Raw genomic sequence first — 14703 nt, forward strand, 5'->3', positions numbered from 1 at the left:
GGATGAACCCCGCAGAGCTCAATGCCTTACCGCCACCTCGATTTTGGCGACGCGTATTTTGTAATCTTTATGAACAACTTCTACTCGTTGGAGTATTAGCGCTCACCTTTATGGTCCCCAATTTATTAATCGGGGTTCTATTTGGTATCGCGATCCCCAGTTGGCTCAGTTTTTTCTACTTATATGGTGTGCTGGGGTTTTACTTTGTCTGGTACTGGCGACGCAACGGACAAACCTTAGCCATGCAAACCTGGCGCATCCAAATCGTCGCTGAGGATGGTGGTCTGCTAGCCAAAAATCAGGCGCTGTGGCGCTACGTCTACGGCTCGCTGTGGATCGTACCCTGCCTCATCATCCACGCCATCTATCCGCTGCGGGGTTGGCAAATCATTGGGCTCCTGTTTGCGGTTTCTCTTTTCCTTTGGCCGCTCAGTATGTATTTGGATCGCAAATATCGTCAAGGCATACCCGATCGCATGGCACAAACGAAGTTAATTCAGTTGCCACCCAAATCAAAGGTTAAGGAGGCCGCCGCTCCAAAAGCGGACTAAACCTCGCGTAGACATTCCATCGTGCTCGCGGTCTGGATCTTTTGCTGTAAACGAAAACCAGCCAGCAAACTGACGCACACGCCCAAAACAATACCAAGTCCAATTGCTTTACCAAAAGAATAGAACTCAATTTCCAATAGGTAGCGGCCCAAGGCCCACGTAGTTGCGCTTGCTGCCAAGCCGCCTAATAGTCCCGATAGAAATCCAATGGTGGTGAGCTCAATGACCACGAGCTGCGCCAAGGTTCGTTTTGATGCCCCCACTGCCTTAAGCAGAGCCGCATCCCGAAAACGATCGTCTTGCGTAGATCCAATTGCAGCAAAGAGCACCAAAATAGCAGCACACAAGGTAAACACCAATAACAAACCCAATGCGCTCGCTAGACGATTTAAGACCTCCTGAATTTGACGAATCGAGTTCTCAATATCAACAATCGTCAAATTAGGATAGGTCTGAGCTAACTTGAGATCCAAGTTCTCACGCTCTCTGGGTTGGTGATAGGAGGTAATCCAAGATTTAGGGAAATCATCCAAGGCCGCAGGCGGAAAGATCACAAAGAAATTAACCTGCATGGATCCCCAATCGAGCTTGCGCATCGAGGTAATAGGTGCAGTAATTTTTTGGCCAGCGATGTCAAAACTCATTTGATCGCCCATGCGCAGATTAAGGGTCTTCGCAATACCACTCTCAATCGAAATTTGTGGAGTTGCCGAATTGCCAAACCATTGACCAGAAACCAATTGATTGTCACTGGGTAATTGATTGGTATACGAGAGATTAAATTCTCGATCAACTAAGCGGCGTGCATTGTCGGTTTGATAGTTATCGGGCATGACCTCACGCTCATTGATATGCGTGAGTCGACCCCGAACCATCGGATATAGTTGCGCCTGCGCAATGCCACCGATATTTAACATGCGCTGCACGTCTGCCTTTTGATCATTTTGGATATTGATCAAAAATCGATTGGGGGCATTATCAGGGACATTAGCTTGCCAACTTTGCAATAGGTCTTGGCGTAACAAAAAGATCAGTAAGAGTGCCATGATGGCCAATGCCAAAGAGCTCACCTGAATCATGGCAAAAGCAGCGCGGCGCGATTGTGTACTAATCGCAAAGCGGGTCACAAAGCCAATCCTCGCTAGATAGCGTGATTGGCTAAAGCGCTCGAGGCCCCACAGACCAAGCCAAGCGAGCCCCGCAAAGAGTAAGGCGCCAATCCCAAATGAACCGGTTGCCCAAACGAGTAACTTAAGGTCGCGGGTTGCCCAAAAGACCAAAGCCAAGCAACTAATGAGTCCAAACAGCGCAATCGATTTGGCCGCTAACGGTACTTTGCCAAACTCTCGACGCACTAGTCGCAATGGAGAGATCTGACTTAAGGTCAAGATTGGTGGCCCAGCAAAGCCAAAGAGGAGTAACAGAGCAAATGCAATGCTCCAGACCACCGGCCAAACCGATGGCAAAGGTAGACGAGTTTGAATAAGCCCCCCCAGGAGCTGCATTAAGGCTTCTTGAGCAAACCAACCGATCAATCCGCCAAGAATGGTGGCTACCACGCCAATGAGGGTGAGAACAAGCAGTTGCTTGCGCAAAATTTGTCCCTGACTTGCGCCAAAGCATTTCCATACCGCACAACTATCCGCTTGCTTGAGAACATAGCGTCTGGCTGCAAGTGCAATTGCCAAGGCGCAGATCAGTGCTGTCATTAAGGCTACTAGTGATAAAAAGCGCTCTGCTCGCTCCAAGGTCTTGCGCATCATCGGCTGAGCATTTTCCAAGGACTCAATCCGAATACCGCGCAGTTTTTCTTGCTCAATATGATTGAGAGCCCAATCTTGATAGTCCCGGATTTGACGATCTGTTCCAGAAACCAGTAGGCGATAGGTAACGCGACTTCCAAAACCAATCAGCCCAGTGCTTGCCAAATCATCAATACTGATCATTGCTCGAGGTGCAAAGTTCATAAAAGCTGCACCACGATCCAGTTCTCGCACTATCACCGCATCAATCCGAAATTGACGATCGCCGATGTTTAGTGAGTCACCTAACTTGGCACGCAGAGAAATCAACACAGCCGGGTCAACCCAAACCGTATTTTTAGGAGGCATCCCAGTGACCTCTTCAATCGATCGCTCGTCGACCCTGCCATCAATGACTTGACGACTAATTTGCAACTGGCCCCGAAGAGGATAAAGAGCGCTCACCGCTTTTAATGAACTTAATTTACTTTCCCCGCCATGACTCACCATGCTTGGGAATACGACTGTTTGGGCAATGTTGAGCTTTTTGGACCTTGCCTCCTCAATTAATGCAGGCGAGATCGGCTGATCCGCAGCAATTAATAGATCGGCAGCCAGCAGTGTACGGCCATCGATTTCAAAACTGCGTTGGAGCCGATCGGCCAAAAAGCTAACGCTAGAGAGCGCAGCTACTGAAAGCACGAGGGCCACAAAGAGCCAAAAGAGCTCTTTGGCGCGCAGCTCCTTAAAGAGCATCTGCATCTGTATTAAATGCTAGGCACCTGACCGCCATCCACCCGTATTACTGACCCCGTAATGTAGGAAGCGTTTTGACTCGCCAAGAATGCAGCGGTATCGCCATACTCTTTTGGATCACCATAACGGCCTGCGGGAATGGTCTTCAGACTGGCACTTACGACCGCATCGTAAGAGATGTTCTCACGCTTAGCGCGCGCTTCATCAAGTTGGCGCAAGCGATCAGTGGCCACGCGACCTGGCATGATGACATTGACAGTCACACCATCGGCTGCCACCTCGGCAGCCAAGGTTTTGGACCAACCTAGTAACGCGGCACGAAGCGTATTCGAAATTGCTAAATTACGAATTGGCACGATGGCTCCAGAAGTGGTACTGGTAATAATCCGGCCCCATCGACGCTCGCGCATGCCCGGCAGGACCCGATCGGTAATTTTCATGAGGGAGAGAACCATCTCCTGAAAACTTTTTTGCCATAGCTGTGGATCTTGACCGCTCGCCGTTGTGGGTGGCGGCCCCCCAGTGTTATTAATCAAGATATCAATTGGGCCTAGTTGGCTCTCAACCGTTTGAACATGGCCATCAATCGCATTGAGATCGGCGAGATCCCAATTTAAGGCAAGCGCCTTGCCGCCAACCGATTCAATCATTTTGACCGTTTGCGCGAGACCCTCGGCATTGCGACCGGTTACTGCAACGTGTACGCCTTCACGTGCCAAAGCAGTCGCCATGGCTTGCCCTAAACCACGGCTTGATGCCAGCACTAACGCGGTCTTTCCTTTAATTCCCAAGTCCATCGTGCATCCCCTTATTCGTTGTTTTATTGATTGATTGACTTCATCTGAACCAATGGTTTTGGCAGGTTCTTGGTACCCGCATCCAAATCGGCTTCAAACCGCTGCAAGATAGTCGCAAACGCTTGTTGCAAACCATTAGCTAGCGTATTGGGACGATTATCCTTTAAAGGAACGCGCTGTGTGTAACGGCTGTTCATCAAGATGGGATTTTGGGAGCCTGAGGACAGAACGACCAAATAGAACTCGATGCTAACAACCGCTTCTGCTTGATTGCGATAGTCCCCATAAAACTCAGTGACATTAACCTGGAGGGTGTAATACGGAAAGAAGGTGTTACTTTGATTAACAGTTGCTTTAAAAATATTGGCGTCACTGATCCACTGACGCGTCGCATTACCAACCATCTCCGCTGGACTGGAAATATAGCCGTTATAGAAATCCTTCTCATAGCGCTGATCGGCCAAGCGATAAACCATGGATTTACTATCAAATGGTCCATTGACCGATACTGGCCCAACCTTTAACCAAAAATCGGTATTGGGTTTACGGGGCTCCCCAGTTCGCTTTGGATCAATCAACCAAGTGCTAGTTTCAAGATTGGGTCGGGTGGGGGCGCAAGCCGCCAAGATAGAAATGCCAGTCAACAGGACCAAGACTCGCGTGAGGCGACGTAATGCAAAGCTCATTTTTGAACTCCAGTTTGGGGCAAGGTAATGCGCGGTGGGGGCTCTCCCCAAACCATGCTGCTCGGATATCGGCTAGCCACTTTGGCAAAATCATTCAACTGATCGGTAATTTGCTTGAGATTATCGATTGAGGTAATGGTGTCGCCTTGCATACTCGATAAGGTTTGACGAAGAATGACCGTGGTCGCAATCACTTCGCGCATCAAGAGCTCAAGCTCTGCTTTATTAGCGACCTCATCAATTCTGCCAAGCAATACATTTAAGCGCTCAACCGATTTTGCGATCCCGGAATTGTCTTTACCATCGCCACCAATGATGGTGTTGAGATTGGTCAGCAGCACATCAAATTTTTTCTGAGTTTCTACTAAATTCATCTCGCCCAAGTTATCCAATACCTTACGAATTCCTGAGAAAAAAATGTCGGTCTGACTAGGTAGGGAATCAATCACTAAATACTCAGGTTTCCAGTTATATGGGAGAGACTTATAGTTATTCATATCACGCACGTAGTCGAGCTCGACATAATTCACGCCGGTAATCCCCTGACTTTTCACACGAGCGCGCAAGTCCTTTGGTAGTTGCTTAGTGGGTCCTAATAATTTTTCTTCATCACCATCAATCAGCATCCGCACTACGACATACTCCTTGCGCTCAGGGAACGGTTCATTGGACTCATACAAGGCACCTGACAAGCCAATAAAGGTTACTTGCCCCACTTTCACCCCCCGAAATCGTACTGGGGCACCTACATCTAATCCCGTAATTGATTGCTCAATATAAGTCTCCGCCATCGTTGTTTTCTTAAAGAGCTGGCCAGTTCCAAACACCAAAATCAAGGCAAGAATGGCAGCAAAGCCGGCAAACACAAACAATCCCAAGCGAAAGTAATTTGGATTCGATTGACTCATGCTGCTTCCTTCGACATAACGCGATTAAAAAATTGATGCACTTTGGGATCGGTACTGGTATCTCGTAAGACACGAGGATCGCCTTGCGCAATAATACTTTTAGTATCTTTATCTAACATAATCACTCGATCCGCAATCGCATAAATACTGGCCAACTCGTGGGAAACGATCACAAACGTGATGCCCAAATTTTTGGCCAAATCCAAAATGGTCTGATCTAAATCAGCGGATGTAATCGGGTCAAGGCCAGCGGACGGTTCATCTAGAAACAAAATCTTCGGGTCTAAGGCCATGGCGCGCGCGATCGCCGCCCGCTTTTGCATCCCTCCGCTAATCTCATTGGGCATGTAATTGGCATAGGGTAATAAACCCACTAGGTCTAATTTGCAACGCGCCAATAAGTCCATCTCGTCATCGCTGAGGTCGGTGTACTCCTCCATAAAGAGTCGGACGTTTTCAAGGAGGGTCATCGAACCAAATAATGCGCCTTGCTGATACATCACCCCAAAATGGGTCATGATGTCTTGGCGTTCCTGACCAATCGCTTGGGTAATGTTCATCCCTTCAATCCAGACATCGCCGGCAAGAGGTTGATAGAGTCCAAACAGATTTTTAAGTAAGCTCGATTTTCCACAACCGGACCCGCCAAGAATAATAAAGATCTCCCCATCGGCTACCGAGAAATTAAGGTTTTGTAACAGCACCTTGCTGCCATAGCCAACGGTTAGATTTTTGACCTCAATTGGATTCATTAGAAACCTGTTCGGTATGAGACATAGGCAAAAATACCATCCACCACTGTAATCATCACAATGCTACTTACTACTGCGCGCGTGGTCGAGATACCCACTGCGGCTGCTCCAGTGCCCGTTTGCATGCCCCGCAAGCAACCCACACTCGCGACCACGACACCAAATAGGGTGGCCTTGGTTAATCCAGAAAAAATATCCTCCAGTAGCACAGTATTGAGCACACCTTCATAAAAGTTCACCAAAGGTACGCCATAGATCAACATGGTGAGCGAGGATGAAAAGACGCTAACTAAGTCGGCATAAATGGTCAAGATGGGTGCCACAACCAAACCTGCTAAGACTCGGGGTAGAACCAAAAAACGAATGGGGTTTAATCCAGCGGTTACTAAGGCATCCACTTCACTGTTGACGGTCATAGTACCGATTTCAGCTGCAAAGGCGGCAGAGGATCGACCTGCCAATAGGATGGCAGTAATCAAGGGTCCCAACTCTCGAAAGATCCCCAAGGAAACGAGCGGACCGACAAAGGTAATGGCTCCAAACTTTTCCATACCAATGGCTGACTGAAAGGACAAAATCACACCAATCAGAAATGCCACCAATCCAACAATCGGCATTGCCGCAAGACCCGCTTGTACAGCAACGCTGGCAAAATCTTGCCAACGGACTTTTAGGGGATTGCGTGCAGCCCAAGCGAGTTCGCTGGCAACTTGGCCAGTAAAAAAGATAATGTCTCGAATATCGTTCCACAAAAAGACAGCTGCCTTGCCGGTCTTAACTAGCACTCCCACATCTGGAACTGCGTCTTCCTTCGGAAATAATTTCTCAAACGGTGCAAAGCGTTTTAATTGATTTTGATGGGTGGCACTAAATCCCTGCAGTTCGATCGCCCCACCTTGCAAGGCTTGGGCATGTTGCAAATCAATGATGAATGCCAAACCTGCACCATCAATGTACTCAATGGCTGCACCATTAATTTGCAGCGTTTTACTTTCGGCCCCCTGCCCTAACCATTGCATTTGCCGATTGCGAACGTCTTGCCAGGTGTGCCCCAAGGTATCAGCACTGATTCGGCCCGATAGGGTTACACAAGCAATCGCTCCGGATACATGCCAGCTTGCAACCGGGATTGATGAAGTGATGGTGGTAGATGAAGCCATATTCTGACTATTAAAGCAAAGAATCGTGACTTACAAAAAATCTGCCACAAGGGCAGATCTAGGAATATGGCGCGGCTGGCAGGATTCGAACCCACGACCCCTTGGTTCGTAGCCAAGTACTCTATCCAACTGAGCTACAGCCGCATGAGGCAGAATTATGCCATGGATACGAAGAACTACATCACACCGGCTGGGCATGAGGCTCTAAAAACCGAGCTTTTACAGCTTTTAGACCAAGAGCGCCCACAAATTGTGCAGGTGGTGCATTGGGCAGCATCCAACGGGGATCGCTCTGAAAACGGTGATTACATTTACGGCAAGAAGCGTTTACGTGAGATCGATCGGCGCATTCGCTTCCTCAATCAACGTCTTGAGAATGCTGTGGTGGTCAATAACCAAGAACGTATTGCAAATGGCGGCGATCCCGAGCAGATCTTCTTTGGAGCAACCGTTGTTTATAGTGATGGTGACGGGGTTGATACCCAAATTCGGATTGTTGGCATCGATGAGGTCGATCTTGAGAAAGGCTATGTGAGCTGGATCTCGCCAATTGCGAAAGCACTAATCAAGGCCAAAGTAGGCGATACGGTCCGCATTCAAACGCCAGCAGGTGCCAAAGAAATTGATATTCTGGATGTGCGTTACGAGGACTACTAAACGCTTTTATTACGGATTACCCGAAATACATCGGCATTCGCGCGCAGGCCCCGCAATACGCGCGAGAGATGCAAACGGTTTAATACCTGAATCGTGAAGCGCATCGTGACCGAGTCTTCTTTGTATTTATCGTCCATTGAGACATTGAGGATGTTCGAGTCAGCTGAAGTGATCGAACTCGCAACGCGGGCCAACACCCCTTTTCCTTGCTTAGTGTCCACTGTAATGTCCACATCAAACTCTCGGTTGGTATCTTTACTCCATTGCACACCAACCCACTTATCGCTATCTTTGGACAGCATGCGATGAGCTACCTTACAGTCCTGAGTGTGGATTTGCAGCCCCTCACCCTTACCAAGATAGGCCATGATGTCATCCCCAGGAATTGGATGGCAACAGCTTTGAAAGCTTACTGACATGCCCTCACGGCCATCCACGACGAGGGCTTGTGTTTGCGTCTCTTGATCAGAGCTGCCCCAATCATTTGAGCCCAAGCGCATTTGCTCCGCCCCGCCCTCTTCACCAATCAGAATTTTTAGACGGGTCGCCAACTCGGCAGCGGTACGTCGGCCCAGCACAATATTGACACAGACCTCCTCGCGCGATTTATCACCAGTCCAATGCAGTAACTTTTCCCAAATCTCGGGAGTAAGGAGCCCCGCATCAACTCCCTGTTGTCGCAATGCGCTCGCCAATAAACGTTCGCCTAACTGTAACGCCTCGGCATAGTGCTTGGTTTTCAATGAATGGCGGATCGCTGCTCGGGCCTTACCGGTGCGCACAAACTCTAACCACCCTGGATTAGGTTGAGAGGTTGTGGAATTGATCACTTCCACAATATCGCCATTTTTGAGTTCAGTGCGTAACGGTAGTTGTAAATTATTCACCTTGACTGCCACGCAGGTATTACCAAGGTCACTATGAATCGAGTAGGCAAAGTCGAGGGCTGTTGCGCCCCGTGGTAACGCCCGTATTTGCCCTTTGGGGGTAAACACATAGACAGCATCGGGGAATAAATCAATCTTGACGTGCTCTAAGAATTCTTGGGAGTCACCGCTGTTGTCCTGAATATCCACGAGCGACTGCAGCCATTGGTGCGCACGGTTTTGCACTTCACTCAGTTCGGGTGAACCGTCCTTATAGGCCCAATGGGCTGCCACTCCAGATTCAGCTACGGCGTGCATATCCGCAGTGCGTACCTGAAACTCCACTGGCACTCCGGATGGACCGACTAAAGTGGTGTGCAAGGACTGATAGCCATTGAGTTTAGGAATCGAGATGTAATCCTTGAACTTCCCAGGCATGGGCTTATAGATAGCATGCAAAATGCCGAGGGCACGATAGCACTCATCCACGGTTCGTACCGTGACTCGGAACGCATAAACATCCAAAACCTGCGAGAAGCTCAAATGCTTACTACGCATTTTGTTGTAGATACTAAATAGGGTTTTCTCACGACCCTGCAAATCAACTTCGATCCCGGCTTTCGCAAACTGCATCCGTACCGTATCCAGAATCTTATCCACCATCTCACGGCGATTGCCACGCGCCTTCTTTACTGCTTTCTCAATGGCCCTAAAGCGCATGGGCATTGAGTGTTTAAAGCTGATGTCTTGCAGATCACGGTAGATTAAGTTAAGCCCCAGACGATGTGCGATCGGGGCGTAGATTTCCATGGTTTCCAATGCAACCCGGCGTCGTTTTTCAATCGGCACCGCATCGAGGGTGTGCATATTGTGGGTTCGGTCAGCTAACTTGACCAAGATGACCCGCACATCACGGGCCATGGCCATAAACATTTTCCGAAAGCTCTCAGCCTGGGCCTCGGCATGACTTTGAAACTCTAATTTATCGAGTTTGGTTAAACCCTCAACTAGCTCAGCCACCTTCGCCCCAAACTGATTCACGAGGTCAGTCTGGGTGCAACCAGAATCCTCAATCACATCATGGAGCAAAGCGGCCATGATGCTTTGGGCATCTAAGCGCCAGGTTGCACAGAGCTCAGCGACTGAGACCGGATGGCTGATGTAAGGCTCCCCGCTATGGCGATATTGGCCTAAGTGCGCGGCATCCGCAAACTGAAAGGCCTTCTTAATTTGGTTAATTTCCTCGGGCTTCAGATAATGAAGCTTCTCGGTCAAGCTCGTAATCGATACAACTTGCTGCTTAGGCGGCAAAGTCGGTTGCGAGGTAGGGCCAAAGAGATGGCGGCTGGATTGCTCCAGCAAAGAGGCAATCACGCTTTGAGCGGGATTGGCGCTTGGTAAAGGCTTACCTGTGCGAATCTGGCTAGACGAGACTTCGTCTAGCGAACCCGTTGTGGTGACTGTAGACGCCACAGCGGGACCCCCGGATTAGAGAGGTACTTTGGTCAGCATATCCCGATCGGTTACCCCAACAGCGATCTCACGCAATGCAACCACGGTTGCCTTATCTTTTGCGTCGACTCGGGCTGCGTGACCCTGAACCAATTGGCGGGCCCGATAGGTGCCAGCGAGGACTAACTCAAAACGATTGGGAATGGTTTTTAAACAATCTTCTACGGTAATACGGGCCATTCTGAACTCACTTATTTAGATTAATACCGATAGGATACCCGATGACAGCCCATCATGCCCCAAGTCGCTTGACTAAGGCTGGATAACGGGCCATCATCGGCCCCGTCCGTAGCCGGCTGGCTGCCACAATCGCCTGCAGGTCTTTTAAGGCGTCGGCAAAGACCTCATTAATCACAATAAAGTCGGCTTCGTGAGCATGTTGCAGCTCAATATGAGCGGCTGCAACGCGCTTGGCAATCGTGATCTCATCGTCCTGGCCGCGCTTGTGCAAACGCTCCGCAAGAGCCTCAATAGAGGGTGGGAAGATAAATACCCAAATCGCTTGGGGAATTAGTTTACGAATTTGCTGTGCGCCCTGCCAATCAATTTCCAGGATCACATCCTGACCTTGTTGCATTTGACCTTCTATCCACGAACGCGAGGTGCCATAGAGATTGCCGTGCACCTCGGCGGACTCCAGAAAATCACCGGCCGCTTGTTTAACCAAAAAGGTTTCTTTGGTAATAAAGGAGTAATCACGCCCATCCAACTCACCGGCACGCGGCGCACGCGTAGTGCACGACAGCGAAAGCTGTAATCGATGATCGGACTCCAATAGCGCATTGACTAAAGAGGATTTGCCAGCCCCCGAAGGGGCCACGATCATCAGCATACTGCCCTGATAGGTGGTTGGAGCACTCATGGTCATCACTCCAAATTTTGCACTTGCTCGCGCATTTGCTCAATCAATAATTTGAGCTCCAAGGCAGTGTTCGTGCAATCCTCATGGACCGCCTTGGATCCGAGGGTGTTTGCCTCGCGATTAAGCTCCTGAATTAAGAAGTCTAAACGCTTACCGACAGCCCCGCCCTCTGCCAGGGCCGTCCTTGCCGCCTGGATATGCGTTTTGAGACGAGCCAATTCTTCGGCAACATCAATCCGTACCGCATATAAGACAACCTCTTGCCGGATACGCTCCATTAGCTCAGCATTAAAGGGGATATTGGCTTGGGTTGCATGCACGCCCAATGCTTCCTCGATCCGAGTGACTAATTTATTTTGGTAGAGGGTCACGATTTCTGGGATGCGGGGCTCAAGCCGGGTAACCATGTCTTGCATCGCATCGAGAGCATTCGTTAATACCTTAGCGAGTGCTTGGCCCTCGATTTGCCGTGATTGGATTAATTGCCGTAAGGCCTCTTCGCCAGCCTTTAGGGTGGCACTTTGCCATTGATCCTCGGCGGTCTCCGATTCGGTTACAACACCCGGATAGCGCAGGATATCGGCGACGCGCAACTCTTCGGCCGCAGGAAATTGCTCCTGAATCATGGCTTGTGCATCTTTTAAGGCGATCAACTTTGCTGGATCGATCGAGATGGTTTGGGAGCGCGCATGCTCACCAGTGCTTTGCCGCCATGCAGCCCGAAACTCGACCTTACCGCGCTTTAAGTGCTTATTAAGGAGCTCACGCAAAGCGCCTTCAGCAGCACGACACTCATCGGGTATCCGAAAGCTCAAATCCAAAAAGCGACTGTTGACCGCCCGGATCTCAACCTGCAGATTCGCATACCCCCCCTCGCCCACTTCAATGGGATGGGAAGCGCTGCCGTAGCCAGTCATGCTCGATATCATGTAGGCATTGTAAATTGCAAAAAAGGAACTCCCACATGAATCGTCCTAGCCAACGCCAAGCACGCGATCTGCGGCCCATCACCATTACCCGCTCTTTTACAAAACACGCAGAGGGTTCGGTTCTTATTGAGTTTGGGGATACCAAAGTTCTTTGCACGGCAAGCGTTCTTGAAAAAGTGCCGCCCCATCAAAAAGGCTCTGGCGAGGGTTGGGTCACCGCGGAATACGGCATGCTGCCCCGCTCCACCCATACTCGCTCTGATCGTGAAGCCGCCCGGGGCAAGCAAAGTGGGCGAACTCAAGAGATTCAGCGATTGATTGGACGAGCCATGCGCAGTGTCTTTGATCTTAAACTACTCGGTGAGCGCACTATTCATCTCGATTGCGATGTATTGCAAGCCGATGGCGGAACGCGGACTGCGGCAATTACCGGCGCCTATGTGGCTGCCCACGATGCGGTCAATCATTTGCTCAATCAGAAGATGATTGCCTCCGACCCGATGATTGATAGTGTTGCGGCGATCTCGGTAGGTATCTACCAGGGCGTTCCGGTTCTCGATCTCGATTACGCAGAGGACTCAGAGTGCGACACCGATATGAACGTGGTGATGACCGGTCGTGGCGGCATGATTGAAGTGCAAGGAACCGCTGAAGGCGCTCCATTCTCGCGTACCGAACTCGAGGCATTATTAAATCTTGCCCAAGCAGGTATTGAGGAATTAACACGCATCCAGAAAAGCGTCTTAGCCGCATGAGTCGACGGTTGGTCTTAGCTTCGAATAATGCTGGGAAGCTCAGAGAGTTTGCACAACTATTTAAACCCTTTGCGATTGAACTCATCCCCCAGGGGGAGCTTGGGATTAGTGCGGCAGAGGAGCCATTTGACCGCTTTATCGATAATGCGCTAGAAAAGGCACGCCATGCCAGCAAGCTCAGTGGTCTACCCGCCATTGCCGATGACTCCGGCATTTGTGTGGATGCCTTAGGTGGTGCGCCCGGTGTTCGCTCAGCCCGCTTTGCCGGTGAGCACTGCTCAGACACCGATAACAACCAAAAGCTACTGTCATTACTCGCGGGCGAGCTAAATCGTAAAGCGCACTATGTATGCGCCCTAGTGGTGGTTCGCGAGGCCGATGATCCCAACCCAATCGTCGTTGAAACCCATTGGGACGGCGAGATCATCGACGAAGCGCGTGGTCAACATGGTTTTGGCTACGATCCCTACTTTTATCTCCCTAAACATCAGATGACCGCAGCAGAACTCAGCCCAGAGCGCAAGAATGCCATTAGCCATCGCGGCCAGGCGCTGGTTCAGCTCATGGAGCAATTAGAGAAAGATCCGTTTTTTCAGAAAACCGATGATTAACTCTGGTATCGCACTAACCGCACTTCCCCCTCTCTCGCTCTATATCCACTTCCCATGGTGTGAGCGTAAGTGCCCATATTGCGACTTTAATTCGCATCAGGTTAAGGATGGTGGATTTAACGAGAGCCGGTATATCGAAGCGCTTATCTCAGATCTTCAAACCGAGCTACCGAATGTCTGGGGTCGTCGAGTTCACACGATTTTTATTGGGGGCGGCACTCCCAGTCTCTTATCCCCCAAGGGTCTTGATCATCTCTTATCGCACGTGCGGGCACTCATCCCGATGGAACCTCATGCAGAAATCACTCTCGAGGCCAATCCAGGTTCAGTGGAATCAGCGAAGTTTGCCGAGTTCGCTAGCATCGGCATTAACCGTGTATCGCTTGGGATCCAGAGCTTTAACTCAGATCATCTCAAGGCGTTGGGGCGGATTCACAATCAGCAGGATGCGCGCCGTGCCATTGAAATCGCACACGATCACTTTGAACGCATCAATCTTGATTTGATGTACGCTCTTCCACAGCAAACCCTTGCCCAGTCACAAGCCGATCTCAGAGAAGCTCTGGCATTTAATACATCGCATCTATCGCTCTATCACCTAACACTCGAACCGAATACCTATTTTGCGAGTCACCCGCCAGCACTTCCGCACGAAGATGAGAGTGATGCCATGTTTGAATCCGCTCTAGAAATGTTGGCAGCGCATGGCTACGACCGATATGAGGTATCGGCCTATAGCAAGCCCAAACAACAATGCAAGCACAATCTCAATTATTGGGAGTTTGGAGACTATATTGGCATTGGTGCGGGTGCACATGGCAAGATTTCCTATCCAAATCGCATCACACGGCAGATTCGTGAGCGCCACCCTGAGACTTATATTAGCAAGATGACTGAACAAGGTCATGCTGTCATTGAAAATCGTTTACTCACGCAAGACGATTTACCGTTTGAGTTCATGTTGGGAGCACTGCGATTAATGGATGGGGTGCCAACAAGTATGTTCTCGGAGCGAACGAGCCTCGGGCTTAATACGATTAGCAAACCAATTACAGAGGCTCTCCGCAAGGGGCTATTGGACGAAGATCCAACGCGACTCAAAGCTAGCCCACTGGGCATGCGCTATCTCAATGACCTGCAGGAATTGTTCTTGAAATAG

Annotated in this window: 15 protein-coding genes and 1 tRNA gene; 5 read left to right on the top strand and 11 right to left on the bottom strand. The window is 49.9% G+C overall.

Translation table 11 applies throughout. The annotated features are described in order from the left end of the window. The first annotated feature begins 2 nt into the window (after positions 1-2). Positions 3-551, top strand: coding sequence for an RDD family protein (locus QUE66_RS06270; RefSeq protein WP_286223216.1), 549 nt, complete (start codon positions 3-5; stop codon positions 549-551). Here the strand turns inward: QUE66_RS06270 and QUE66_RS06275 are convergent. The 7 genes from QUE66_RS06275 to QUE66_RS06305 form a co-directional block, all read right to left on the bottom strand. Continuing rightward, positions 548-3055 carry an ABC transporter permease gene (locus QUE66_RS06275; protein ID WP_286223217.1) on the bottom strand — a complete coding sequence of 836 codons (2508 nt, stop codon included), beginning with the start codon at positions 3053-3055 and terminating at the stop codon, positions 548-550. The genes QUE66_RS06270 and QUE66_RS06275 overlap by 4 nt on opposite strands. 5 nt (positions 3056-3060) lie before the next feature. Beyond that, positions 3061-3846 carry an SDR family oxidoreductase gene (locus QUE66_RS06280; protein WP_286223218.1) on the bottom strand — a complete coding sequence of 262 codons (786 nt, stop codon included), beginning with the start codon at positions 3844-3846 and terminating at the stop codon, positions 3061-3063. A gap of 23 nt (positions 3847-3869) precedes the next feature. Further along, on the bottom strand, positions 3870-4532 hold the full coding sequence (locus QUE66_RS06285; protein ID WP_286223219.1) for an ABC-type transport auxiliary lipoprotein family protein: 663 nt from the start codon (positions 4530-4532) through the stop codon (positions 3870-3872). Further along, positions 4529-5440, bottom strand: coding sequence for an MlaD family protein (locus QUE66_RS06290; RefSeq protein ID WP_286223220.1), 912 nt, complete (start codon positions 5438-5440; stop codon positions 4529-4531). Before QUE66_RS06290 ends, QUE66_RS06285 begins: the two co-directional genes overlap by 4 nt. Next, positions 5437-6192, bottom strand: a complete 756-nt coding sequence (locus QUE66_RS06295) for an ABC transporter ATP-binding protein (RefSeq protein WP_286223221.1) — start codon at positions 6190-6192, stop codon at positions 5437-5439. The genes QUE66_RS06290 and QUE66_RS06295 overlap by 4 nt, the downstream gene beginning before the upstream one ends. Further along, a complete protein-coding gene (locus tag QUE66_RS06300; RefSeq protein ID WP_286223222.1) occupies positions 6192-7352 on the bottom strand; it encodes an ABC transporter permease in 1161 nt (386 codons plus the stop codon). Before QUE66_RS06300 ends, QUE66_RS06295 begins: the two co-directional genes overlap by 1 nt. A 67-nt stretch (positions 7353-7419) precedes the next feature. Beyond that, positions 7420-7496 (bottom strand) — tRNA-Arg (locus tag QUE66_RS06305). Between the two features lie 18 nt (positions 7497-7514). On the opposite strand from QUE66_RS06305, the gene greB reads away from it, so the two are divergent. Continuing rightward, positions 7515-8009, top strand: a complete 495-nt coding sequence (gene greB, locus QUE66_RS06310; protein WP_286223223.1) for a transcription elongation factor GreB — start codon at positions 7515-7517, stop codon at positions 8007-8009. On the opposite strand, the gene QUE66_RS06315 is transcribed toward greB, so the two are convergent. The 4 genes from QUE66_RS06315 to QUE66_RS06330 all read right to left on the bottom strand — a co-directional run bounded on the left by QUE66_RS06315 (position 8006) and on the right by QUE66_RS06330 (position 12178). Continuing rightward, positions 8006-10294 (bottom strand): RelA/SpoT family protein, encoded by a 2289-nt coding sequence (locus tag QUE66_RS06315; protein ID WP_286224749.1) that lies wholly within the window; start codon positions 10292-10294, stop codon positions 8006-8008. The genes greB and QUE66_RS06315 overlap by 4 nt on opposite strands. Before the next feature lie 69 nt (positions 10295-10363). After that, positions 10364-10567 carry a DNA-directed RNA polymerase subunit omega gene (gene rpoZ / locus QUE66_RS06320; protein WP_108508758.1) on the bottom strand — a complete coding sequence of 68 codons (204 nt, stop codon included), beginning with the start codon at positions 10565-10567 and terminating at the stop codon, positions 10364-10366. A gap of 52 nt (positions 10568-10619) precedes the next feature. Then, complete coding sequence (gmk, locus tag QUE66_RS06325) at positions 10620-11255, bottom strand: guanylate kinase (RefSeq protein WP_286223224.1); 636 nt, start codon at positions 11253-11255, stop codon at positions 10620-10622. Then, positions 11255-12178, bottom strand: coding sequence for a YicC/YloC family endoribonuclease (locus QUE66_RS06330; protein ID WP_286223225.1), 924 nt, complete (start codon positions 12176-12178; stop codon positions 11255-11257). The genes gmk and QUE66_RS06330 overlap by 1 nt, the downstream gene beginning before the upstream one ends. Positions 12179-12213: 35 nt before the next feature. Between QUE66_RS06330 and rph the strand changes: the two genes are divergently transcribed. The 3 genes from rph to hemW are packed head-to-tail and all read left to right on the top strand — an operon-like array spanning position 12214 to position 14703. Next, positions 12214-12933, top strand: coding sequence for a ribonuclease PH (gene rph / locus QUE66_RS06335; protein ID WP_286223226.1), 720 nt, complete (start codon positions 12214-12216; stop codon positions 12931-12933). Beyond that, positions 12930-13544 (top strand): RdgB/HAM1 family non-canonical purine NTP pyrophosphatase, encoded by a 615-nt coding sequence (gene rdgB, locus QUE66_RS06340; RefSeq protein ID WP_286223227.1) that lies wholly within the window; start codon positions 12930-12932, stop codon positions 13542-13544. Before rph ends, rdgB begins: the two co-directional genes overlap by 4 nt. Next, a complete protein-coding gene (hemW, locus tag QUE66_RS06345) occupies positions 13537-14703 on the top strand; it encodes a radical SAM family heme chaperone HemW (RefSeq protein WP_286223228.1) in 1167 nt (388 codons plus the stop codon). Before rdgB ends, hemW begins: the two co-directional genes overlap by 8 nt.

The organism is Polynucleobacter sp. HIN6 (genome assembly GCF_030297575.1).
Lineage (GTDB): Bacteria > Pseudomonadota > Gammaproteobacteria > Burkholderiales > Burkholderiaceae > Polynucleobacter.